Annotated in this window: 16 protein-coding genes and 1 pseudogene; 8 read left to right on the top strand and 9 right to left on the bottom strand. The window is 60.1% G+C overall.

From position 1 onward, the window contains the following. Positions 1-158: 158 nt before the first annotated feature. Complete coding sequence (locus RUI03_RS04235; RefSeq protein ID WP_317289039.1) at positions 159-1,805, bottom strand: CTP synthase; 1,647 nt, start codon at positions 1,803-1,805, stop codon at positions 159-161. Between the two features lie 275 nt (positions 1,806-2,080). On the opposite strand from RUI03_RS04235, the gene RUI03_RS04230 reads away from it, so the two are divergent. Beyond that, positions 2,081-2,758 (top strand): hypothetical protein, encoded by a 678-nt coding sequence (locus RUI03_RS04230; protein ID WP_317289038.1) that lies wholly within the window; start codon positions 2,081-2,083, stop codon positions 2,756-2,758. Positions 2,759-2,853: 95 nt separating this feature from the next. Here the strand turns inward: RUI03_RS04230 and RUI03_RS04225 are convergent, their stop codons facing one another. The 3 genes from RUI03_RS04225 to RUI03_RS04215 form a co-directional block, all read right to left on the bottom strand. Further along, a complete protein-coding gene (locus RUI03_RS04225) occupies positions 2,854-3,126 on the bottom strand; it encodes an HU family DNA-binding protein (protein WP_317289037.1) in 273 nt (90 codons plus the stop codon). 133 nt (positions 3,127-3,259) lie between these two features. After that, a complete protein-coding gene (locus RUI03_RS04220; RefSeq protein ID WP_317289036.1) occupies positions 3,260-3,580 on the bottom strand; it encodes a chorismate mutase in 321 nt (106 codons plus the stop codon). Positions 3,581-3,642: 62 nt separating this feature from the next. After that, positions 3,643-4,536 (bottom strand): alpha/beta hydrolase, encoded by an 894-nt coding sequence (locus RUI03_RS04215; protein ID WP_317289035.1) that lies wholly within the window; start codon positions 4,534-4,536, stop codon positions 3,643-3,645. Between the two features lie 97 nt (positions 4,537-4,633). On the opposite strand from RUI03_RS04215, the pseudogene RUI03_RS04210 reads away from it, so the two are divergent. Then, positions 4,634-5,065: pseudogene (locus tag RUI03_RS04210) on the top strand (RHS repeat-associated core domain-containing protein); the annotation flags it as partial. Between the two features lie 918 nt (positions 5,066-5,983). Here RUI03_RS04210 and RUI03_RS04205 read toward each other — a convergent pair. After that, entirely contained in the window at positions 5,984-7,588 is a 1,605-nt protein-coding gene (locus RUI03_RS04205; RefSeq protein ID WP_317289034.1) for a VWA domain-containing protein, read from the bottom strand. A 224-nt stretch (positions 7,589-7,812) separates the two neighbouring features. On the opposite strand from RUI03_RS04205, the gene RUI03_RS04200 reads away from it, so the two are divergent. Then, positions 7,813-8,181 carry a BlaI/MecI/CopY family transcriptional regulator gene (locus tag RUI03_RS04200; protein WP_317289033.1) on the top strand — a complete coding sequence of 123 codons (369 nt, stop codon included), beginning with the start codon at positions 7,813-7,815 and terminating at the stop codon, positions 8,179-8,181. Next, positions 8,171-10,534 carry a M56 family metallopeptidase gene (locus RUI03_RS04195; RefSeq protein WP_317289032.1) on the top strand — a complete coding sequence of 788 codons (2,364 nt, stop codon included), beginning with the start codon at positions 8,171-8,173 and terminating at the stop codon, positions 10,532-10,534. The genes RUI03_RS04200 and RUI03_RS04195 overlap by 11 nt, the downstream gene beginning before the upstream one ends. Before the next feature lie 71 nt (positions 10,535-10,605). Here the strand turns inward: RUI03_RS04195 and RUI03_RS04190 are convergent, their stop codons facing one another. From RUI03_RS04190 to RUI03_RS04180, 3 genes are all read right to left on the bottom strand, one after another. Continuing rightward, on the bottom strand, positions 10,606-11,964 hold the full coding sequence (locus RUI03_RS04190) for a Gfo/Idh/MocA family oxidoreductase (RefSeq protein ID WP_317289031.1): 1,359 nt from the start codon (positions 11,962-11,964) through the stop codon (positions 10,606-10,608). Positions 11,965-12,043: 79 nt separating this feature from the next. Further along, the gene (locus RUI03_RS04185) at positions 12,044-12,697 is read right to left on the bottom strand and encodes a response regulator transcription factor (protein WP_317289030.1); all 654 of its coding nucleotides are present in this window, start codon (positions 12,695-12,697) and stop codon (positions 12,044-12,046) included. Beyond that, positions 12,694-14,526: a sensor histidine kinase gene (locus tag RUI03_RS04180; protein ID WP_317289029.1), complete on the bottom strand. Its 1,833-nt coding sequence runs from the start codon at positions 14,524-14,526 to the stop codon at positions 12,694-12,696. The genes RUI03_RS04185 and RUI03_RS04180 overlap by 4 nt, the downstream gene beginning before the upstream one ends. 337 nt (positions 14,527-14,863) lie before the next feature. Between RUI03_RS04180 and RUI03_RS04175 the strand changes: the two genes are divergently transcribed. Continuing rightward, a complete protein-coding gene (locus tag RUI03_RS04175; RefSeq protein ID WP_317289028.1) occupies positions 14,864-16,909 on the top strand; it encodes a TonB-dependent receptor in 2,046 nt (681 codons plus the stop codon). On the opposite strand, the gene RUI03_RS04170 is transcribed toward RUI03_RS04175, so the two are convergent. Then, positions 16,906-18,585 (bottom strand): hypothetical protein, encoded by a 1,680-nt coding sequence (locus RUI03_RS04170; protein ID WP_317289027.1) that lies wholly within the window; start codon positions 18,583-18,585, stop codon positions 16,906-16,908. The genes RUI03_RS04175 and RUI03_RS04170 overlap by 4 nt on opposite strands. Positions 18,586-18,730: 145 nt before the next feature. Between RUI03_RS04170 and RUI03_RS04165 the strand changes: the two genes are divergently transcribed. Genes RUI03_RS04165 through RUI03_RS04155 form a run of 3 tightly spaced genes read left to right on the top strand, consistent with a single transcriptional unit; the run spans position 18,731 to position 24,965 of the window. Beyond that, positions 18,731-21,778, top strand: a complete 3,048-nt coding sequence (locus RUI03_RS04165) for a helicase-related protein (protein WP_317289026.1) — start codon at positions 18,731-18,733, stop codon at positions 21,776-21,778. A 7-nt stretch (positions 21,779-21,785) separates the two neighbouring features. Beyond that, complete coding sequence (locus tag RUI03_RS04160) at positions 21,786-22,676, top strand: hypothetical protein (RefSeq protein ID WP_317289025.1); 891 nt, start codon at positions 21,786-21,788, stop codon at positions 22,674-22,676. 60 nt (positions 22,677-22,736) lie between these two features. After that, positions 22,737-24,965, top strand: coding sequence for a DPP IV N-terminal domain-containing protein (locus RUI03_RS04155; RefSeq protein WP_317289024.1), 2,229 nt, complete (start codon positions 22,737-22,739; stop codon positions 24,963-24,965). Positions 24,966-25,018: the final 53 nt, after the last annotated feature.

Genomic DNA, 25,018 nt, shown 5'->3' with positions numbered 1-25,018 from the left:
CGCGGGCCACCAGCTACCGACACGAGGCAGCCGGACCGAAAAGCGACGGTACCTGTCGGTCCCCCACCCAGCTGCGAGTGCGCCGTTTATAGGCGCAGCAGTGGGGGCGAGGATTAGTTTTGACGATCGAAGGTCGCGCACCAGCGCCCGAACGCTGGCTAGACGAGCCGTGAGCGTTCCAGTGCCGCCTTGATATAGGAGGAAAAGAGCGGGTGCGGATCAAATGGTCTGGATTTCAGTTCCGGGTGGAACTGCACGGCGAGGAACCAGGGATGGCCCTCAATCTCCATGATCTCCGGCAGGCGGCCATCGGGCGAGGTGCCTGAGAAGATGACCCCATGTTCTTCGAGCCGCGGCGCCAAGGCCATGTCGACCTCATACCGGTGACGGTGGCGTTCGAAGATCGTGCTTTCGCCATAGATCTCAGCGGCCAGCGAGCCGGGCTTGAGCGACGCCTCATAGGCGCCAAGGCGCATGGTGCCGCCAAGATCGCTTGCCTCGCTGCGGGCCTCTACGGAATTCCCGCGCTTCCACTCGGTCATCAGGCCAACGACATTCTCGCCCTTGGTCTCGAACTCCGATGAGGACGCATCGTCTTTACCCAGAAGGTTTCGCGCCGCCTCGATCACCGCCATCTGCATGCCAAAGCAGATGCCGAAATAGGGAATGTTGTTCTCGCGGGCAAAACGCGCCGCCTTGATCTTGCCCTCAGCCCCGCGCTCACCAAAGCCGCCGGGCACCAGAATACCGTGAACGGACTGAAGGCGGGCCATGGCCACATCCTCCCGCTCGAACACGCTGGCGTCGATCCATTCGATATTGACCTTGATATTATTGGCGATGCCGCCGTGTACCAGGGCCTCGATCAGGGATTTGTAGGCGTCTTTGAGCACCGTGTATTTGCCAACGATGGCGATGGAGACCTCGCCATCGGGCGCGGTGATGCGGCCCACAACCTCGCGCCAGCGCGACAGGTCCGGCGCGGGGGCATCGTCCATACCGAAGGCAGCCAGCACTTCGCCGTCAAAACCTTCAGCGTGATAGGCCAGCGGCACCTCGTAGATCGTGCGGGCATCCATAGCCTGGATGACCGAGCTTGGCCGAACATTACAGAACTGCGCGATCTTGCGACGCTCCCCTTCAGGGATGGGGCGATCGGCACGCACGAGCAGGATGTCGGGCTGGATACCAATGGACCGCAGCTCCTTCACCGAGTGCTGGGTCGGCTTGGTTTTCATCTCGCCCGCTGCCGGGATGTAGGGCATCAGGGTTAGGTGGATGAACAGCGCCTGCCCGCGCGGCAGTTCGTTCGCCAGCTGACGAATGGCCTCGAAAAACGGCAGGCCTTCAATATCGCCAACCGTGCCGCCGATCTCACACAGGACAAAGTCCGCCTCGGTTCCGTCATCATTGATGGCCGGGGTCAGGACAAATTGCTTGATGGCATCCGTGACGTGCGGGATCACCTGAACGGTCGCGCCGAGATAGTCGCCGCGGCGTTCCTTCTCGATGATCGACGAGTAGATCTGGCCCGTGGTGACGTTGTCGTTCTTGGTCGCCGAGACGCCGGTGAACCGCTCATAATGGCCAAGGTCGAGGTCCGTCTCGGCCCCGTCATCGGTCACGAAGACCTCGCCATGCTGATAGGGCGACATCGTGCCGGGATCGACATTGAGATAGGGGTCAAGCTTGCGCAGGCGGACCGAATAGCCGCGCGCCTGCAAAAGCGCACCCAGGGCTGCAGAGGCCACACCTTTTCCAAGGGAAGAGACCACGCCGCCGGTGATGAAAATATACCGCGTCATGGGAGGTCCGTGTAGGCGTGATTGAGGGGAAGCGGCAAGGCACAAATGTCCCTGATAGCGAAAAGCTTTCCCGAAAACGCCCTCCCGTCAACAGGGTCTGGGCAGTGCCGCCTGCAATCCTGACGCGAAGACCGTGCTCACGCGAGTCTTTTCGCCCGCATTTCTCCCCTTTTCAGGGGATTGTGACGCACCGTGGCCTGCAGGAAATTTGCATCATGGAAGCGTGTTGGACGCGTCCTTGATCACACCAGACTGTACCTGTTGGGGGAAATACCATGAAAAAGACCTTGATGGCCCTGTCGGCCATTGCCGCAATCAGCATGGGTGCGGCGAATGCTGCGCCTGTCCTGTTGTTTGAAGACGACTTCGACACCGAGGCCACAGGCGGCAATGAGCTGCTCGACAAATTCGACATCATACGCGGGCTCATCGATTTGCTCGGCCCGGGCTATTTCGACCTGTATCCCGGCACCGGCGGCAGTGTCGATCTGGACGGCAGTGCCGGCAGTGCGACGATCGTCACCAAGGACCAGTTTGCGCTCGCGCCCGGCACCTACACCCTCAGCTTCGATCTGGGCATGAATGCGGGCTATTCGCCATCAGCGCGCACGGTTCAAAGCGAGCTTGAAGTCAGCTTTGGCGACTGGTCCAAAACCTATGACGTGGACGAGATCTATTACGCCAATCCCGACAGCGTGATCACGAGCAGCTACCTCACCACGCGACCGGTCTTCACACGGATCGTCGAGAGCTTCTCCGTTTCGGAGACAGGATTGTCATCGCTGGTGTTCGCTGAGCTGGGCGTCACCGACCTGTTCGGCGCTGTGGTCGACAATATCCGGCTGGAGTTTGTCCCCGGTGAGGGTGACGCTGTGCCCCTGCCCGGCGCGGCCCTGTTCCTGCTGTCAGGCCTTGGTGCCGTTGGCGTGGCCCGCAAGAAAGCCCGCGGCTAGGCCTTCCCGTCACGCATGAAAAAGCCTCCCTCCGCGATCAGGCAGAGGGAGGCTTTTTTGTGGGCCCCGGTCTGATTGCCCGGGCCCGGATGCGATCAATTGAGCGCGTCTTTGAGACCTTTACCGGCCGAGAATTTTGGCTGCATGGAGGCTTTGATCTGGATCGTCTCACCGGTGCGTGGGTTACGGCCTTCACGGGCAGCACGCTTGGACGCGGAGAAGGTGCCAAAGCCAACGAGACGGACGTCGTCGCCCTTCTTGAGTGCTTCGGTAATCGCGTCGAAAACAGCGTCCACGGCGCGGCCGGAATCGGCCTTGGTCATGCCGGACAGATCAGCGACGCGATCAACGAATTCGTTCTTGTTCATGGGGTTTCTCCAGGGGCAAAGTTTTTAACTGCGGGGGACGCTAAGAGCACTCCGCGAGCCCCGTCAAACCTCGAATTGGGGCAAAATCGTGTTTTTTGGCCATTTATGGTACAAGCCATTGATTTGCCTTGGTTTATGAAACCGCATTCTTCTGAACCGCATGCCACCGCTCAAGCTCATGCTGGATCGATTGCTCAATCAAAACGCGCCACACCGGCTCTGCGATTCGAGCGGAAAGGCCGGTTTTACTGGCTTCGCGCAGGACATTGTCGACCACCTCCTCGATCCGCCAGGGCACGCGCACCGCTTCGGCCGTGGGTTTGATCCGCGCCGCGGCCTCCATATAGCCCTGCCTGCGGGTCAGGAGCGCCACGAGGGCTCGGTCCAAATCATCGACGCCGGCGCGCACCTCTTCCATGGTGTTGCACGCTTCGGGGTCTTTCACGGTCTGCATCTCTTTATCCTCAGGCGGGTTTTCGGTGTCATTTGTAACCGAACGCGGCGGAGCGCCACCCCCTAGTGCGAACTGGTCGCGCGCTCCTGTTCCGCCAGGTCGTGGATCAGCGCCGCGATCCGCTCAGCATGGCGCGGCGCCAGAAGGTCTGCATGACCTGCCCTCGGAATATGTTCGAACCGGGTCGGCAGGCCGCGATCGGCGGCGCGCTGTATCATCTCTTTCGTGCCCGTGGCCACCGCCGTAGCGGTGACGGCCCCGACGGCGATGTCCGGCAGGGGTCCAAGTGATGCCTGCAGGGCCTGATCGACCGTCGCAAGGGTTTCAACCTGCGTGCCAGTCAGGTGCGACGGCATCGTCCAGCAGGCGGACTTGTCGGTGCGGGCCCGCCCCGGCAGCTGCATGATGTTCGGGTACAGGCGGGCGAAGGTCCGGCCCAGAACGGTCGGCGCCCCCCTCGCCCCGAGGCTAAGCATCGGCGCGCCCCCCCGCACCATGTCACGGCGCACCGTCCAACCCAGCTGCACCGGCATCACGGCATCGATAAAGAACAGGGCGCGCAGGCGGTCGGCATGGGTCTTGGCGAAAGCATGGAGGCGCAGGCCCGCCATGGAATGACCCGTCAGAATGATCCGCCCCCCGATCTTCAGCGCATCGAGCAGCCGCACCATGTCCTCAGCGTGAAAAAACGGGTTTGGCACCTCGCCATCGGGTACAGGGTCGCTGGGGTAAAGGCCCGCGCGGGAATAGGACACGACGTCATAGCCCTGCGCGCTCAAGTAGTGGCCAAGCCAATACCCATCCGCATAAAGACCAAAGGTACCCGCATCGAACAGGACCGTGCCGCGCGATGGCCCCTGCGCGGCAAAGCGGCAGGCGAAGAGCCGCCGCCCCTGCCCCACATCGACGGGCGCAAATTCAAGACCGGCATCGGGGTCGCAAGAGGGCTTGGTCATAGGGAGAATATGGGGATGTCCGCGCCAAAGGGACAGGGGTGCCCCCTGATCTTACTTCGCCTGCCGCTATTACTGACAGAATTGCGCCCCAAATACCGGACTGGGTTGTTTAGGAGCCCGCTACGACGACCCCAACACCGGACGCGTCCCCCAAACCGACCCCATTGGCGACGATGACCAGATGAACCTCTACGCCTACGTCGCAAATGATCCGGTGAACGCTACTGACCCTACTGGTATGATGGCGTGTTGTAAGATCGAGGTGAGGCGGCCTGACTATCAAGGTCGGTTGGAAGCCACTGCGGCGAAGATGGAAAACGGGGGGCGGGCACAGGCAGCAGCCCTCAGCGCACAGTCATCCGCAGCGGACAACAAGCTCGGCACTGCGATGATTGTCGTTGGAACTACCATGATACCGGGGCCACTGGACGAAGCGGCCGTCGGAGCTGCCTTAGGCGGCAAAACTGGAGGCAAGCTCTCTGGCGAGCTCATGAATTCAGCATCTGATATTGCTATTGAAGCAGGTTAATCAGCTGTCACTCGCTCGCCAGCCCCTATTGGTGGAGGGGTCCTAATTGATATAGATGCCGATCCATTGGCTGGTACCCAAACGGGAACCATTCAGCCTGACAGCCTTGCTAACGATCCGGTTAATCGGGATGTCTCGATGTCGAGAGGGCCGCGAACGAGGCTTCAAAAGGCGACCGAAGCGATTAGGAGCGTCGTTAGGACGATCAAAGACATCGAAGATTAGCCCTAGAATCGATACGAGGAATCAATTTGATTACGAAAATTGCAAAGGGATTGAAGAACGGGTATTTGTGGTACCGCGTTCAAGATCTCATCGACAAAAGGAGGTTTGAGAAGGCTTTGCGCGCGCTTGACGCAATGCATCGGACCAAGACATTCAAGGTAGAAATAGACCTCACAAAAGCCCAAACGTTTTTTGAACTGGAGCGGTTCGACGAGTGTCATGGCGTCTGTCGAGAAGTTCGGTTGTACCTTCCTCATACCCCAAAATTGAGCGATTCTGACAGGCGGTACTGTTCCTCTTTCGCCGGCTTTCTAATCGAGAAATGTAAGCCTCATTTGAAGGTTTTTTCCGGCGCAGAAACGCCAGCTGTTACCCAGTCTGAGGTTGATGCCATACCTCTGTCGAACGTAAGCGACGCGTTGAAGAAAAACTTTCCTCTGCGAATTCATCCTAAGTGGGTCGAGGTCTGATATTCTTCCCCAGGGACGCGTCCTCTGCACTCGTTCAGCGGCCAGCTTGGCCGTGCTTGCCTGATCACACATGACGCACAGGGTGCTAGGCGCCTATTTCGATAGTAGGAATAAGGAATTCATTGCGCTCGGCACCTGCGCAAAAGCACGATGCCGAGCCAAGGCCGGCGCTAATCCGCGCACCGCTCGATGGCACGGAGTAGCGGTTGGGGCGGCCGACCGCCTAATCCGCCTCCTGCCCCGAAAGCTTCGCCGCGGCGCGTGCAAGATTCACAAAGCCGACGCGGTCACCGTAAGGGTCATTCCCCCGCGCGCCGAGGGCAAGGTCAATGAGGTCCGCCCACGGATAGTCATCGGCGTGACCGGTCCCTGATAGCTTCTCCCCCATCGCCGCGACAGCCGCTGCGAAGCGGACATCGTCGGGCGCAGCCTCAAGGCTGTCCAGCACTACTGACGGTTGGATGGCTTTCGTCCGCAAGGTGCTTTCATCCTCCCCCGGCGCCTTGTAGCGGATCTTGAGGAAGGCGAGCTCCGCCGACGGGTCTGGTTTGACGGCCGCATCATCATAGCGAAGCGGATCGATCATGCCCGTCTGCCCTGCCCGCGTAATCTCATAAAGCGCCGTGACCGTGTGGCCCGAGCCGATATCGCCGGCATCCACCTGGTCATTATTGAAATCCTCACGATCGAGGATACGCGTCTGATAGCCGATCAATCTGTACTCCGACACTTGGGCCTGGTTAAACTCGATCTGGAACTTCAGATCCTCCGCAATCGGAAAAACGGACGACTTGAACTCCCGCCCCAGCACTTTGCGTGCCTCATCCAGCGTGTCGATATAGGCGGCGACGCCATTCCCATTCTGGGCAATGCGCTGCATCATCTGGTCGTTGAGGTTATACATGCCAAAGCCAAGGACGCTGAGATAAATACCTTTGTCCCGCTGGCGAACCACCAGATCCTCAAGGCTCTCGTCCGAGCTGATGCCGATATTGAAGTCCCCATCCGTCGCCAGAATGATGCGGTTGACCTTATCCTCGTCGAAATTCTCCTCCGCCAGGCTGTAGGCCAGCGACAGACCCGCGGCCCCGGCGGTGGACCCGGCGGCACCCAGAATATCGAGGGCCGCCATGATCTCGCGTTTCTTCGACCCCGGCGTCGGCTTGAGCACCACACCTGTTCTGCCTGCATAGGTCACGATGGAGACGCGGTCATCCTCATCCAGCTGATCGACCAGCACGCCCATCGCCTTTTTCAGTAGGGGCAGCTTGTCATCCGCGCTCATGGAGCCAGACACGTCGAGGAGCAGGACAATGTTTGCATCTGGCTCCTCCGTCGGCTGAACATCATAACCCTTGACGCCCATATGCATCAGCTCGGTCTTGTCGCTCCACGGCGTTGGCGTCACCCAGACAGAGGGCTTGAACGGCTCTTCCTTTGTCCCCTGCGCATAGTCATAGTCGAAATAGTTGATCAGTTCCTCGGTACGGATCGCTTCACTTGCGGGCAGTTGGCCGCGGTTCAGTTGGCGTCGCATCACCGAATAGGAGGCCGTGTCCACATCAGCGGAGAAGGTGGAGACGGGCTCTTCGCTCACCAGCTTCACCGGATTGTCGTCGCCATTATCAAAACGCGATGTGTCCTGCATTTCTGGCGGCGGTGTGACCATGGCCGGAGAAGCAGCCAAGGCGTTCGACATGCGTTGGGGCGATGGCAGACCGACCGCCTCCTCCCGCGAAATCGCCTGTATTTCAGTTGGAGGCGTCTTGTCCGTGGTACAGGCCACCAGCACCATGGTGGCGACACCCGTCAGCAGAAAATTTTTCATGATCTCGTTCCCTCATTTCCTCGAGGAAACTTTATGGGTGTTCTGTCCATCCGGCCAATGATGAAGCCGTAAGGCACCAAGGCAAAATTGAGGCAGCACCAGCGATGCGGGAAGGTCCGGCCGCCGCTACAGGCCCGGATTGCAAAGTGATTTTTCTGCAAAAGGGTTATTGACTACACCCGTAGTCCATGGAATGACCACAAACGTAATCAATCGAGGTCGAGATGCAGATTTCCCCCGCTGAACTTGAGGTCATGAAGGTGTTGTGGACCTCCGCCCCCCAGACGGCATCGGACATTGCCGAGCAGATCGGCCCCAAGAAGGACTGGTCGGACCGGACAGTGAAGACGCTGTTGTCCCGCCTGGTCGACAAGGGCGCGCTGCGCACCGAGAGCGAAGGCCGCCGGTATCTCTATTCGCCGGTGCTGGAGCAGGACGCCTACCAGACCAAGGAAACCGGCCATTTTGTTGATCGCCTGTTTGGTGGCCGCGCGGCCCCGCTGGTGGCGCATCTGGCCAATGACCGCGGCCTTGATGCCGATGACATTGCTGAACTGGAAGCCCTGCTTGAGGAGCTGAAAAATGACCGCTGATTTCTCAACTGCCCTGACCCATTTCCTGCAGAACAGCCTGTGGGTGGCCGCGCTGATCGGGCTCGTCCTTGTCCTGCGCCGCCCCGTCGCCAAGCATGTGGGCCCACGCGCGGCCTACGCTTTGTGGGCGCTACCGCTCCTGCGCCTGATCATGCCGACGGTCCCGGTACCGGCGCTGGAACCCGCCCCTGCACCCGCCCCGCAGATCATCGAAATGGGCGAGGCCACACCCCAACCGGTTCATATACTGGCCGAACGGCGCCTCCCGGCTGTTGTCGACCAAAGCCGCGTGCCGGCCGTGGTGGAGATTTCACCTGTCGGCGAGGTCCGCACCACCGCGACTGACACCTCCCTCCCACCGGTGCAGCAGGTCGAACTCGCTGCCATGTCAGAGGCCGAGCCTGGCCTGTTCGGCTTCATCCGCAGCATCCGGCTGGCCGACATTGCCGCGCCGTTGGCGGCAATCTGGATTGCCGGTCTTATCATCAGCCTCCTCTGGCTGTTCGCGGCGCAGATCCGGTTCTCGGACCGGGCACGGCGCAAGACCTGCCTCCCCTCACCGCGCGTTGACCGAATGAGCCGCGACATTGCCCGTGACCTTGGCGTTCGCCTGCCGCTCAGCATTCGTCAGTGCCCGAACAACACCGGACCACTGGTCTGCGGGCTGTTCCACCCGATCATTGTTCTGCCCGAGGATTTCGAAGAACGCTTTACGCCAGCCCAGCAGCGCTATGCGATTGTGCACGAGCTGATGCATGTGCGCCGCGGCGACCTGTGGGCCGTGCTGGCCATGGTGGTGATGCGGGCCAGCCAATGGTGGAACCCGCTGGCCGGCCGCGCCATCGACGCCTTCCGCGCCGATCAGGAAGCGGCCTGTGATGCAGCCGTTCTGCGGCACACTGAAGGCTGCAAGCATGAATATGCAACGACATTGATGAAATCGATCCGGATCGAGCAGGGCAGCGCCATGGCCCTCACCCTCGATCACGGCCTGAAGGAAAGACTGACGACGATGAAAAGCAAGAAGATGCTGAAAGGCGGCTCTGCCATCACTGGTGCTGTCATTGCCCTCGGCCTTGGTGCCACCGCCAGCTATGCCGTGGTCGAGCACCAGCCGCCTGCAGCGCCCGAAGAAACCGACGCACCGGTGAAAGTGGAGCGCACCGTCCGTGTGGAACGCCTGTCCAGCGTCGAACGCCCTGAACAACCCGAAAAGCCAGCGAAGCCCGAAAAGCCTAAGCGTACGGGAAAGATGGACGAGGCTGACTTCGAAGCTGAGATGGAGCAGTTCGAAGCCGAGATGGAGCGCTTTGAAGAGCAGATGGACGCAGAGTTCGACCGCTATGAAGAGGAGATGGATCGTCTGGCGGACAATATCGAGCAGCGTGCGGATGAACTGGAGGATCTCGCTGACGAGCTCGATGACGCCCGTGCTGAAGGCGACGTGGCGCGCATGCAGGAACTGCGTCAGCAAATGAATGAAAAGCAGTCCGAGCTGACCCGCGAAAGCGCGGCAATGCGTCAGAAGAGCGATGCGATCCGCCAGGAGGCCCAGCGGGCCCGCCGCGAAGCCCAGGCCATGGCCCGGGAAGCTCGCCGCACGGCCCGCGCCCATGCCAGCTTCACCATGGTCGCCCCGCCGGCCCCGCCACTGCCGGATGTGCCTGAACCTCCGCACACGATGGTGTTTTCAACGGCCGGTGACCTCGACATCTCCCAGTTCGGTGGCCTCTTCACCATGTTCTCCGGCATCGAAGGGCAGCGCTATCGGCACCATGATGACGGTATCATCCTGCTGACCGACCCGCTTGAGGGCCTGCACGATGAGATCGCCGAACTGAGCGATATCGGTGACATGGACATTGATCTGCCTGAGTTCGAAATGCCGATGGTGACGGTCGTCGAGATCAAGACAAAGAACGGCGAAACCATCGCCATTCCGGAAATGGTGCTGCCCCGCCCCGGCGCCGAAGCGGAGATCGCCGCCTATAGCGAGCGCGTCCAGTCGAAGATCAAGGAGCTGCAAATCGACAAGCGGGTGAAGACCGACCTGAACGATCAGTTCGCAACACGGATCAAAGCCAGCACCGGCGCCATCCGCCGTCTCGCCGACGACTGCGCCGACCACCGCAAATCATCCGACGAGCCCATCGTCCTGAACCATGTCGATCAGAACACCAAAATCGAGCAGAAAATCCTGTGCTACGCCGGTGGCGAAACCGCACTGAAATCCGATGCTCTCCAGAAATTCGTCGAGAACCGTTCCGACCTGACCGCGGAGCAGAAAGAACGGTTCTACAAGGCCAAGAGCGGGGGCAAAGTCTCCTTCTCCCTGTCCTTCGACGACAACTGACACCGACCTTAAAAAGTCAGTGTAACCCCCTAACTTTATGGCGGCCCGTTTGTTCGGGCCGCCCTTTTTGTTTATACGGCGGGGTGTTTGTAGGGCGCCCGGTAGGGGCGCATGCGCAGGCCGGTGGCCTCCTCATCATCGACGAACTGCCCCGTTGCCGGATCGACGTTCAGGGCACGGCCCAGCTTCAGCGACATATTGGACATGTGGCAGACGGATGTCGAAATGTGCCCTTCTTCAATCGGGCTCGCGGGCTGCGCCTTGGTGCGGATGGCATTGACGAAATTGGCCATATGCGTCCGGTTGGTCGTGTTGGTCAGCTGCTCCCATTCCTGCATCGAGCTTTCGTGAGGGAAGTCCTTGGCGTCGCTATAGGCCGCTACACGGGTTGGCTCGATACTCTCGTCGCGAGGGACATATTCAAAGCCGTCGACCGCCACCCACAATGATCCGTTCTCCCCATGAATGGCCGAGCCCCAAGGCTGTCCGCGCTTGGCCGGCCCACCCCAGACCCGATTGGTCCAGGTCATGGTCAGATCATCGAACTGGAAGGTCGCCACCTGCGTATCGGGCGTGGTGGCGGGGCTGTCAGGGTCCACAAACGCACCGCCCGCAGAATAGACCTGCTTTGGCCAGCCCAGATCCAGCAGCCAGCGCGTGGCATCCACAAAGTGCACACCGACATCGCCCATATAGCCACTGCCAAAGGCGAGGAAGGAGCGCCAGTCATCGGGGTGGATGCCAGGGCGATAAGCGACTTCCGGCGCAGGGCCGTTATAGAGCTCCCAGTCCAGATTGTCCGGGGGCGTTGTAATTTCGCCGAACGGGCCACTGCGCTGGTGGAAATAGCAGAACACTTCGGCGAGCGCGATATCGCCCATCATGCCTGAGCCAATAATGGATTTCTTGGCCTCGATCAGGTGCGGCTGACTGCGCCGCTGCAGCCCGACCTGCACCACTTTGCCCGACTTCTTCGCGGCGGCGACCATCGCCTCGCCTTCAGCAATATCAACGCCGATCGGTTTCTGCAGATAGATATGGGCGCCCTTGGACACGGCCTCGATCATCGGCAGGGCGTGCCAGTGGTCCGGCGTATCAATGATGACAATATCAAAGTCATGTTCGGCGAACATGTCCTTATAGTTCTTATACAGAGCGGGCGGCTTGGCGAGTTTGCGCACCGCTTTGGGCAGATTGCTCGCCTGCTCCCCCGCTTCGGCGAGCATATTACTGTCGGGGTCGGCATAGGCGATGAAATCCACCGGCGCGACCTGCATCAGCGCCTGGCTGTCAATCTTGCCGAACCACCCTGCTCCGACGACGCCGACACTGAACGGCTTTGTCTTGGCGAAGGCGCTGCCGCCACTGCCGGCCGCGCCCAGGATGGCGCCGGTTCCTGCCAGAAGGTTTCTACGGTTGATCTGGGGCATCTGGTCCTCCGTGCCGTTATCATTGGCGACAGAGTGACACGTCCCGCAGCGGGCGACAATTGCAGTGGCGACGAGCCGCCTATTGATCGCCCCGCCCGCCATTGGAGAGGCCCAGCTGCATGGCGTGCCAGGACGCCTCAGCGCGACTGGAAATGCCCAATTTCCGGTAGATCGACTTGATGTGGCTGGCCACCGTACCTTCGGACACGGTCAGCATGGCCGCCACCTCCGCATTGCGCAGGCCCCGGCCGATCAGCCCCAATATCTCCCGCTCCCGCACGGTGAGGTTGCCGTCAGGCGCTGACGACGGACCGGTGGCGCGGAAATGCTGCATGATGCGCTGGGCCACCGATGGTGACAGGGCGGGGATCCCCTCTGCCAGCTGGCTGAGCTGTTTCGTGACCACGGCCGCTGCCGTCTCCTTCAGGAGATAGCCATCGGCCCCGGCGGAGAGCGCCGCAACGATGTGCACATCGTCCCCCATGATCGTCGTGACGATGCACAGGGCGGCGGGATGGCGCTCCTTCAGCGCCCGCAGGACGTCCAGCCCGGATCCGTCCGGCAGGCCCAGATCGATCAGCGCCAGATCGAATGCCTGCCCCTCCACCTCTGCCAGACCGGAGCGGCGGTCCGGCGCCTCCCGTACGTCGCATTCCCCGAACGCCTCCCGCGCTATGTCGACCAGCCAGTGACGGGTCTCAGACACATCTTCAACAACCAGCACGCTTTTCATGATGCCATCTCCGATGAAACGGGAAAGTTGAAACTGAGGGCAAAACCATCGTCTACGGATGGAAACAACAGCGTTCCGCCAAGGCCCGTCACCCGGGCCGCCATGTTGGAAAGGCCATTGCCCCCATGCCGCGCCGACATCGGCGCACCCTGGCCATTATCCCGGATCGTCAGGGACAGATTACGCCCGTCATGGGTGATATGGACATAGGCCCTGGTCGCATCGGCGTGCTTGATGATATTGCTGATCGCCTCGCGAATGATGGAGCGGAAGCCATGGGCCTCTCGCGGCGTCAGGGACGGCTGTCCCTCAACATCGGCGATCCACTCCAGCTCGATTCCAGACACAGAGAGGCGATCCATGGTCTCGGCGCGGATATCGGCGATCCCCTCAATGAACGTCAGTTCAGGCCGTGAGGCGTCATTGATGATGGTCCGCAAATCTGACAGCGATGCCCGGATCATCGTGTCCTTCCGCTGCACGTCTTCATGATGCAGCGCACTGAGCAATTGGGCACCGATATTGTCGTGCATGTCCTGGGAGATGCGGCTGCGCTCAGCCATCACGCCCTGGCGATAGGATTCCCGCGCGGCATCGGCCTGACGCAGCAGGGTTGCCAGTTGCACGGCGAGATCCCGATGGCGCGGCCCGAAAAGCCCGCGACCGCGAAACGGGTATCGCAGCTGCATAGGAGGGAGGGAGCCAAGGGAGGGCAGAGACATGACCGCGCCCTCCTCTTCGATGACGACGCCCGAAGGCCCATCGTCGAGGGACCGCAGCTCAAGCGGTTCGAAAAGGCCCTGCAACGCGTTGTGCCACCGCTCTGTCCGCACCGGTCCCAATGGCGTGAAGGCGATGCTGACCACATGCTCAAGCAGCTCGTTGCTGCTGTACTGGCGCCGGCGCAGGAGAAGTCCGGCAATACGGTCACGGAATGGCAGATAGGCGAAAACCGTGACCAGCAGCGCAAGGCCAAGGGCCGTCTGCCCCGTCAGCGCGAACATATAGACGAAGACCGCATCGAGCAGCACGACAAGGATCGCCGCTGACAGATAGAGCGCGAACTGGAACGCCCATTCGTTCAGCGCGAAAAGGCGATAGCGCCGCAGACCGACGGCGACACCCACATAGATGACAAGGAAAAACAGGAAGGCGTATTCGGGCTGGAGATAGGCAAGGCGCCCCATCACGACATTCGGGAACGCCACGAGCGCAATAAAACTGCCCGCGCCAATCAGTACCGAGCCGCCAAGCCACATGGCGATGACCCGGGACTGGGGCTCATTGCGCGCGACGTAGATCTGCGCGCCGACCGCTGCGATGATCAGCAGCATCTCCACAAACGTCACATGCTGCACATTGGTGGTCGTGACGAGACCCGTGAGGCTGGCCAGGGCCCAACCGCCAAAGAACAGCGCCGTGACGATCGACAGGGCGCGCCAATGGGGCAGTTTCTTGGGATAGACAAGAAAAAGCGCGATCATCGCGATGCCGAACAATGTCGCACCAAGACAATTGATCCAGAACAGAACGAGCGACGCGGCAATCGAGTAGTCCTGCGGCGCGGCTGCAAAGCTGAACCCCAGGGTCGCCAGCGCACTCAACAGGAAGAGCTGGGTGGGGAGCGCGGCGGGGTTGAGCGACCAGACAAAGGACGCGATGAGCCAGGCGGCCGATCCCGTCACCATGCAGGCCCAGAAAGCCGGTGCTGACACATCCGCCAGGTTCATCACGGACAGCAACAAGATGACGGCAGCCACCAGGAACAGGGCTGACATGATCAGGCGATGAGTGGGCGTCAGCGTCATGGTGCGAAATGGACTCGTCAATCGGACTCTCAAATGTTGCATGCCATCATACGCGAAGTTTCGTCCATGCCGCTCCCCCATTCAGGGGATGGATGACGTGCGCAACCCATTCTATTCAAGATTCATGACGGGGGGAGACCGTCCGGTACTGCCCTACCGGATGGGGTGGACCTTTTGCCTCGTCATATCCGAGCCTGCGCCCCTGCCCAAGGCAACCCCCTGCCGCCGATCACTGCCCGGCAGCAGAACGACAGAGCAGGCCAATCGAGCGATGGCGCCCCCGGGGTGTCGTCGCTCTTTTCGTTTGGGCCGTCGGACAGGCGATGCTAGGGGCGACCGCCTGTATCCGAGGTGTATTTTGTCCGTCGTCACTCGCCTGTCCGTCACCACCGCCCTGACCTTTTTCACTGCGAGCGGTGCATGGGCTGTCGACGGCCCCGGACACGGCACCGACACGATCGTCGTCTATGGCCGGGCCAAGGCCCAGATCGGCCGGGCGGGCAGCGCCTCCGAGGGCCTCGTGGGCTATGCCGATTTTGAGGATCGCCCCCTCTCCCGCTCTGGCGAACTGGTCGAGGTGATCCCCGGCGCGGTGGCGACCCAGCATTCCGGCGAAGGCAAGGCGAACCAGTATTTCCTGCGCGGTTTCAACCTCGATCACGGGACGGACTTTGCGGCCAGCGTCGATGGTGTGCCGGTGAACCTGCGCACCCATGGCCATGGTCAGGGCTATCTGGACCTGAACTTTGTCATTCCCGAACTGGTCGAGCAGGTCAGCTACGCCAAGGGTCCCTATCACGCCGATGGCGGAGATTTCTCCGCCGCCGGGGGTGCGGCGTACACGACCTATGATGATGTGGCGTCGAGCTTTGGTCAGGTGACGCTGGGCGAGGATGACTATCGCCGGGCGCTGCTGGTCGGCACGCGGCACTGGGGCGACAAGGTCACGACCCTCGGCGCGATTGAGCGGCAGACCTATGACGGCCCCTGGCAGGTGCCGCAGGATCTGGAAAAGACCAACGCCTTTGGCAAATGGAGCTGGCAGGGGTTCAAGACTCGGGTCGAAATCACGGGCACGGCCTATGACGCCAGCTGGGACGCCACCGACCAGGTGCCCCAGCGCGCGATCGACGCCGGGCTGATCGACCGCTTCGGCAGTCTGGACACGGATCTTGGCGGGGAAACCTCCCGCTACAGTCTCAGCGCACGGGCCGACATCAAGCATGGGCTGGGCCAGCGCACGACCATTAGCGCCTATGGCGTCTCCTATGACCTGTCCCTGTGGTCGAACTTCACTTACTTTGCCGATGATCCGGTGAATGGCGGTGAGTTCGAGCAGCGCGACAGCCGCACCTATTTCGGGGGCAGCGCCGTACACGAACGGATGCTGAACGACCGTGTCGCCCTGCGCCTTGGCGGTGAGGTGCGCAGGGACGAGATTGACGAGATCGGGCTCTACAAGACCGCCGGTCGCCAGCGCCTTTCCACCGTGCGGGAGGATGAAGTGACCGAGACGAGCGCTGGCCTGTGGGCCGATGCAGGGATCATGGTGACGGACCGCCTTCGCGCCAATCTGGGTCTGCGCCAGGACTGGTACGAGGCGGAGGTCACGGCGATCAGCCGCCCGGTCAATTCGGGCGATGCCTCCGACAACCTGTTGTCGCCGAGCGCGGGGCTGGCCTATCGCCTGACCGATGCGATTGAGCTTTATGCCAATTATGGACAGGGTTTCCACTCCAACGATGTGCGCGGCACGACGATCAGCGTCGACCCCACAAGCGGTGATCCTGCCGAGACCGTGCCGCTGCTCGTCCGGGCGACAGGCGCGGAAATTGGTGCACGGATTGAGCGGGAGACGTTCAACGTGGCCGTCGCCCTCTTTCAGGTGGAACTCGATTCAGAGCTGGTCTTTGTCGGCGATGCGGGCACGACGGAGCCGAATGATGCCTCGGTCCGGCACGGGGTCGAGGCCAGCGCCTTTTGGCGGCCCAATGACTGGCTGACGGTGGATGCTGGCGGCGCGATCACCGATGCGGCGTTCGATATTGATGCCTCAGCCGACCGCATCTCCGGCGCGGTGGAGAATGTGTTCTCCGGCGGGCTTACGGCGCAGCAGGGGCAGAATGCCTATTCCCTCCGCCTGCGTCATTTTGGCGAAGCGCCGCTGAATGAAGATGGCTCCGTCATGTCCGAGGCGACGACGCTCCTCAACGGCCGCGCCAGCCGGGATATGGGGCGCCTGACCCTGTCGCTGGATGTCCTCAATATGCTGGATGCGGAGGATGCGGACATCTCCTACTTCTTTGCCTCGCAACTGCCCCGTGAGCCTCAACCGGTGGAGGATGTGCACTTCCACCCGGTCGAACCGCGCCAAGTGCGCGTGACAGCAAGGGTAAGGTTTTAGATCGCACCGATAAAATGCGCCCACCATTCGATCCAATTAAGGAAGAAGGTGCCAATCGTGCTGAGCTGTCCCGGTTTCGCTCCCCACGTCACGAGAGAATAAAAGCCCACGAAGGTCAGTGTGATGGGCAACGTCCAGCGCAGGCTTTGATACGTCGCAACGAGCAACTGGTCTATCGGACGATCCGCGATAGAGGGCGTGATTTTGGCCGCTATTCGGTTGTTCCATCCCTGCGGAATCAGCCTGACGGGGAAGTAGAACATCATAATGATGATGTGGATCAACGTGGGGATGAAGGTCGAAAAATGCATGACATACACCCAGTGGGGTGACTGAGATGGATCACGCAGCATGTCCAACTTTCCATGTATATCGATTAACGGCGAAGCATTTTGGCCAGCGACTGCAGTCCAGTTCAATAGCGCCAAGAGAGCAATTACGGATGCTCCTAAAGAGATGAGAATGCACACGGCGACAAACAAATCGACGATGAGAAGAAAGACTGAAATGAGCGCCGGACGAATGCTAGAGCGTCGTCGATTCTTGCGAGAAATACCATCACTAATCGAGTACCAAACAAGCATGCGCGTACAGCCGAATGATATATAATCCCAAAATCCGTTTGCCATTGGCAGTATAAACAAAAAAACTACAGACGAAATAAAAATATCTAAATTCAAATCAAAAAAATACAGCAATGAGAGCGCTGCTACGGAAGAAAATATATACAATATAAAAAAAGAAAATCTGTTCGCAAAATTCCGAAAAGATAACAACGCAACGAAAGCAGACATGGAGAGAGCGATTATTATTATAAAAAATAAGACAATTAAATATGGACCTACAATTGAATTCGATACAATAACCGCAAATGCCGCACTAAAAGCGAACACGCTTCCAAACGCGAAATTCTGTCGAAAGGCCCTCGAAATCAAGACTGCAGCACCGACGAAGATAATCACGATATGAGCAGCGGTCATGCTGTCAGCAACCAAAATTGAAACAAGCGTTGTCAGAACAAAAAATAACACATACAAAATACCCGAATAAACGCTTCCAAAGGCATCCGATATTCCAAATGCAAAATCCAGCGACCTACCGGAAAAAAGAAACATCGACACGGAGATAATCATTAAAAATAAAGCTGACACCCGTCTTGGAAGAGAATTTGACGGATCGAACATTGCCAATTCGCCAAAAGAGCCGTTTCCGGAAAAGATCGCATATTGTGAGAACATAGAGAGCGCTGGATAAACAATGGCAAGTAAAAGACAAAAACCCTGTGAATTGTTACTGAAGGCGAATTTTAATGCAGTTGGGACAGCACCTGCTTGTCGGGGCGCTCGCGCCGCCGGCGGTAGCCATCTGGAGGTTTTTAGCAATAATTTTCGGATCGTCTGTCTGTATGCCTCGCGGTGGCGAGACAGAAGGAGACTTTGCCGGAGCCGAGCCAATCCATTATCCGGTTTCTGATCAATACCGACCATCAGGTCATCTCTCAGATAGAAAATCAGGTGACCACAAAAGCTGAAAACGAATACCACGGCGGAAAACAACGGAATGCCCCAGGCAAGCCGCTCCAATATTCCGATATTCGCTCGTGCAACCTGGTCAAAAAGCGGCTGAAGAACGAGCAACCCAAATATAGCGACAAATATTCCCGCGAACGCTTTCACTCGACCCCCAGAACCTCTCAAAAATTTGATATGGCTCAAAGTGCTTTAACCCGAGTTGCCTAGCCCACCCCATTTGCACCTTGCCCCGGGCGGGCCTAGATAGAGCCTATCTGTAGCTGACCTGAAACGGCCCCGCCGCCCCTTCGTGCCCTCGCCTTTTTCCCCCACCTCCTCCCTCGTCATTGAAAAGCCGATCACGGCGGTTCTTGGCCCGACCAATACGGGCAAGACCCACTTTGCGCTGGAGCGAATGTCCGCCCATTCCACGGGCATGATCGGCCTGCCGCTGCGCCTCCTTGCGCGGGAGGTCTATGACAAGATGGTCGAGCGCAAGGGCGTGCGCGCCGTCGCGCTGGTCACGGGTGAGGAAAAGATCATCCCGCCGAGTGCGCGGTACTGGATCTGCACGGTTGAGGCGATGCCGCTGGAGCGCAAGGTCTCCTTTCTCGCCATTGATGAGGTGCAGCTGGCCGCCGATGCCGAGCGCGGGCGCATCTTCACCGACCGCCTGCTGCATGCACGGGGGCAGCACGAGACGCTGTTCCTTGGCTCGGACACAATGATCCCGATCCTCAAGCGGCTGGTGCCTGACATCGGCTTTGTCAGTCGGGAGCGGTTCTCGACGCTGGAATATATTGGGCACAAGAAGGTCACGCGCCTGCCCCGCCGGTCGGCCATCGTCGCCTTCTCTGCCGACAGTGTCTATTCGATTGCCGAGCTGATCCGCCGCCAGCGCGGGGGCGCGGCAGTGGTCATGGGCGCCCTGTCGCCACGCACGCGCAATGCGCAGGCCGACCTCTACAATAATGGTGAGGTGGATTACCTCGTCGCGACGGACGCCATCGGCATGGGCCTGAACATGGATATCGACCATGTGGCCTTTGCCGCCGGTCGCAAGTTCGATGGCCGCAATGCGCGCTTTCTGTACCCGGCCGAAGTCGGTCAGATTGCCGGGCGCGCGGGCCGCCATATCCGCAATGGCACCTGGGGCCCGACGGCAGATTGCGGGCCGTTCAATGAAGAGCTGATCGAACAGGTGGAGGACCACCGGTTCGAGGCGGTGCACGCCCTGCAATGGCGCAATCCGAATTTGCAGTTCCAGTCGGTGCCTGCGCTTCTCAACTCGCTTGAGACAAAGCCGCCGCGGGAAGAGCTGGTCCGTGCCCGGATGGATGATGACGAGGACGCCCTGCGTCGCCTCCTCCACCGCCACGATATTCGCGATTCGGCCAAAGGCGGCGCGGCGCTCAAGCTGCTCTGGGAAGTCTGCCAGGTGCCGGATTTCCGCAAGGTGACGCCGGACCAGCATGCGGTCATGCTGGGGGAGATCTATCACCAGCTGCTGGACGGCGGGCAGATCCCCGAACCCTTCACCGCCGCGCAGCTTGAAAAGCTGAACCGGCTCGATGGGGATGTGGACGCTCTGTCGAACCGGATCGCCCATGTGCGCACGTGGACCTACCTCTCCCACCGCCCCGGCTGGCTGGAGAGGGCCGGGCACTGGCAGGACATGGCGCGGGGCATTGAAGATGCACTTTCAGACGCTCTTCATGAAAAACTGACACAGCGCTTTATTGACCGACGGACCTCGGTCCTGTTGAAGAAACTAAAGGATGACGAGCCGCTTCTGGCTGGCGTCACCGAAGACGGAGAAGTCATCGTGGAAGGCGAATTCGTCGGGCGTCTGCTCGGCTTTCAATTCATTCTGGATCCGCGCGCCAAAGGGCCCCATGCAAAGGCGGTGCGCTTTGCGGCGCTGAAAGCCCTGCGGCCTGAGCTCGCGGCGCGTGCAGCGGCCCTTGCGGCGGCGCAGTTCCACGAATTCTCCCTGCGGGAAGGCGGCACCGTATGGTGGCGGCAGTCGGTCATCGCGACCCTGTCCAAGGGCCCCCAGCCCCTGCGCCCGAATTTCAAGCTGGAGGCGGTGGAGCATCTGCCGCCGCAATCCCTGCCCCTGATCGAAGAGCGGGTGCGCGATTTCATCGCCGACCGGGTCGAAAATCTGGCCGGGCCGCTGGTATCCCTGCAAAAGGCCGTGAACGAGGTCAGTGAGAGCCCTGAGGCCCTCGGCCCCAAGGCGCGGGGCGTTGCCTTCCGCCTGGTCGAGAATTTCGGTGCCATCTCCCGCAATCAGATCTCTGGCGACGTGAAGGCGCTGGAGCAGGATGAGCGCGCCAAGCTGCGCAAGCTCGGCATCCGGTTCGGCGAGTACACGCTGCACATGCCGGCATTGCTCAAGCCCGCGCCGGCGCACTTCCTCGCGCTCCTCTGGGCGCTGTGGGAGGACAAGGACCCTGACGCGTATCAGGTGCCCCAAGCCGGCGCGACGAGCGTGCCCAATGACAAGGAGACGCCGGCGGCCTTCTATTTCGCCAGTGGCTATCGCCCCTCGGGCAACCGGGCCGTGCGGATCGACATGCTCGAACGTCTGGCCGGTGAAGTGCGCACGGCGCGCGACGCGTCCGGCCGCGAAGGTTTTGAAGGCAATGCCAAGATGATGTCGCTGGTCGGCTGCTCCGGCGAGGACTTTGAAAGCATCCTGCAAAGCCTTGGCTTCAAGAAAGCCACCATCACCCGCGAAGTGCCCAAGGCCAAGCTGTTGAAGAAGAGTGCCGAGACGGCAGAAGAGCCTAGCGCGGCTGAAGCGGCCCCTGCCCCGAACGATAGCGGCGACATGCCCGCCGAGCAGATTGCCGAAAGCCCTGCGATTTCGACGGCCATCGTCGATGATCATGCAGCACCGCCCGCTGTTCCGCAGACGGATGATGCCGAGGCCGCGACAGCGCCTGCGACCGGCGAAGCCGCGGAAGCGGTATCAGGCGAAGCTGCGCCCGCTGAAGCCACAACGGCTGAGACGACCACGGCGCAACCCGCAGAAGAGCCTGTGGAAACCGAAACCGTGGAAGTCACCGTCTGGCGCTGGATGCCGCCACGGCCAAAAGCCGATCGTCGTCCCCGTGGCAAACCGCAGGCCGCCCGCGGCGCTGAGGGCGAAGGCCAGAAGGGCCCTCGCAAGGGCGGTAAGCCGAAGTTCGAAGGCAAAGGTGAAGGCCGGGGCAAAGGCCCGCGCAAGGGCGGCAAGCCCCAGGACAAGGGACCACGCACCTTCTCTTCAGAACGGCCACGCCGGGAAAAAGAGCCCGATCCGAACTCACCCTTCGCCGTGCTGGCGGCCCTGAAGGGCAAGGACTGAGACTGAGATGTCGGAGGGGGACGGCAAGCCGAAGTCAAAAGATGACCAAGGCAAAATCTTGCGGCAGTACCCAACTCTAATTGGAGCTGCCCTAGGTGGCTTCGTCGTGCTCGCCGCCGTCTATATTTTCAATTTCCGCAACCACCCTTTCTCTGGTTCATCCGCTGATTGGGGAGCTTTGGGCGATTTCTTCGGCGGGATGCTCAATCCGCTGCTATCCTTCTTGGCGTTGATAGCAATTCTTCAGACAATCAAACTACAGCAGCAATCTCTAGAAACAACCAGACAAGAGCTTAAGCTTTCAACGGAAGAATTGAGAGGCTCTAGGAAGGCCCTTGAAGAACAGAAGAAAAGTTTAGACGACCAGCGCTTTGAAAGTGCCTTCTTCAAACGCGCTGAGCTTCTCTTCTCGGAACGAAACTCGCTTCTCAAAAATGCAAATAAAAGCCAGTTTGACTATCAGATCCAATGCGGCGAAGGCGAGAACCTCGAAAAAATCGTATTAGGTTCTGCGTATAGTAAACCATCCGGACGAGAGAAATTTAAAGAAGATACCGCTTTGCCAGCAGACGCGTATCGAGTTGTGAACGAACATTTTACTAAAATAAATGCCGAGAGAATATTGTCATATAGTTCTGTCCAGCGCCAAATAATCGGCACACTCAGTTTCGCTTGTCAATCAAGAGACCCTAAAACCTACATAGACATTGTGCTCTCAGTACTCACGGTGCCTGAAATTGCCTTTGTTTGCGCGATGATTCAGGCGCTGGATCCACGCACCATGAGCTATATATATCAATCTGATGTGATCTCTTCGATCAATCTCGTTAAACTGAGCGACTATACGGATCGTAGATATCTTCGTGGCCTTCAAGAGGCTATTCATTCGACAAGATGACACCTCGCCTTTTGGCGCAAAAGCCTTACAGTTCCTCCCGAAACAGTTCGGAGGACCTCCATGTCACAACGCCCCCTAGCCGCTCGCCTTGCCACGCTTCTCATCGGTACCAGCCTGTCCCTGTCGGGCGCGGCGCTTGCTGATGACCTGACGATTGAGGCGCTGAACAGCGATCAGGGGCTGTCCGGCCCGTCCCTTCGCGGGGCCAGCTTCTCCCCCGATGGCAGCATGATCACCGTCCTGCGCGGGCGCGACGGCGATGCCCGGACGCTGGACCTGTGGGCCTATGACGTGAAGACCGGCGACGCTAAGGTGCTGGTCCGCTCCGACGATCTCGTCTCGTCTGACGTCGAGCTGTCCGAAGAAGAAAAGAACCGCCGCGAGCGCCAGCGCATCTATGACAGCGGCATCATCTCCTATGACTGGGACACCAAGGGTGAGACCCTGCTCTTCCCGCTCGGCGGGGACGTCTACACCTATGACCTCGCTACAGGTGAGCCGACCCAGGTGACGTCGACTGAGACATTCGAGACCGACCCCAAAATGTCCCCGTCCGGCGGCTATGTGTCGTATGTCCGTGATGACGAGCTGGTCGTCTATGACCGCGCCAAGGGCAAGGAAAAGACCGTGACCTCCGGCGCGGGCGGGACGATCCGCAATGCGGTTTCCGAATTTGTGGCCCAGGAGGAGCTGAACCGCGATACGGGCTATTGGTGGGCACCGGACGACAGCCAGATCGTCTTTCTGCAGATTGACGAAAGCCCGGTACAGATTGCCGAGCGGCTCGACTTTGGTGTCGACGGGGCCAAGACGATCCGCCAGCGTTACCCCTTTGCCGGGACCGACAACGTCAACATCAAGCTGGGGCTGGTGAAGCCCGGCGGCGGCAAGCCGACATGGATTGATCTGGGCCCGGAGGAAGACATCTACCTTGCCGATGTGCACTGGTCGTCGGATTCCAAGACGGTTTATGTGGAGCGTCTGTCCCGCGATCAGAAAACCCTCGACATGCTGAAGGTCGACCCCAAGACCGGCAAGTCGGAACTGCTGTTCTCGGAAACCGATGACAACTGGATCAACCTGAATGGCGGTTTTTACGCGCTGAAGGATGGCGGCTTCCTGCGCCTGTCCGAGCGCACGGGCTTTACCCATATTGACCGCCATGGCGCGGACGGGAAACTGGCCAAGGCACTGACGTCCGGGGAGTGGAATGCCAATTCCATCGCCTGCGTCGACCAGACCGACGGGGAGATCATCTTCTCCGGCTGGATGGACACGCCGCTTGAAAACCATCTGTATACGGTATCGCTGGACGGTGGGGAGGTTACGCCCCTGACGACGGAAGCGGGCTGGCACAGCGGCTCCTTCGGCAAGGATTGCGAGAGCTTTATCCACCGCTTCTCCTCGCAGGATCAACCGACCCAGGCCTCTGTGATGACCAAGGATGGGGAGCGGTCCTTCTGGCTGCTCGAGAACAAGCTCGACAATGATCATCCCTATGCGCCCTATCTGGACAGCCATCTTGACTGGACCTTTGGCCAGCTGGAGGCCCCCGATGGGCAGATGATGGACTATGCTCTGCTCGTGCCGCCCGGTCTGAAGAAGGGCGCGAAGGCGCCTGCGATCCAGCTGGTCTATGGCGGTCCCCACGCCCAGCGCGTGGCCAATCGCTGGGGCGACCTGTCCGCCCAGATGCTGGCCGATAAGGGCTATGTGGTCTTCAAGCTCGACAATCGCGGCGCGGCCAACCGCGGCAAGGCGTTTGAGAACGTGCTCTACCGCCAGATGGGCCAGCCGGAAGTGGTTGACCAGGCCATCGGTACAGAATGGCTGGCGAGCCAGCCTTACGTAGATGCCGACCGCATCGGCGTGCAGGGCTGGTCCTATGGCGGGTACATGACCCTGATGATGCTGGCGCAGAAGCCCGAGCTCTACGCTGCAGGTGTCTCCGGCGCCCCTGTCACCGACTGGCGCACCTATGACACAGCGTATACGGAACGCTATATGGGTGACCCGCGCGAAGTGGGCGACAAATATGATGCGTCATCCGTCCTGACCTATGCGGACGGGATCGAAGACGGGGAGCTCCTCCTCATCCATGGCATGGCCGACGACAACGTCATCTTCCAGAACTCGATCGACATGATCGCGGCCCTGCAACAGGCGGGGACGGAATTTGAGCTGATGACCTATCCCGGCGAAAAGCACGGCTTCCGCAACAAACAGAACAAGATGCACCGGGACTATCTGGGCCTCGACTTCTTTGAGCGGAAGCTGAAGGGCGAGTAGACCCTGGTGGGGGGAGAGCAAGTGGCAAAAGAACGACGCGGCCAGATCGTTGC

This window comes from Parvularcula sp. LCG005, assembly GCF_032930845.1.
Classification (GTDB): Bacteria; Pseudomonadota; Alphaproteobacteria; order Caulobacterales; family Parvularculaceae; genus Parvularcula.
Note: the sequence above shows the minus strand (reverse complement) of the source record. Positions and strands in the feature narration are given on the sequence as shown.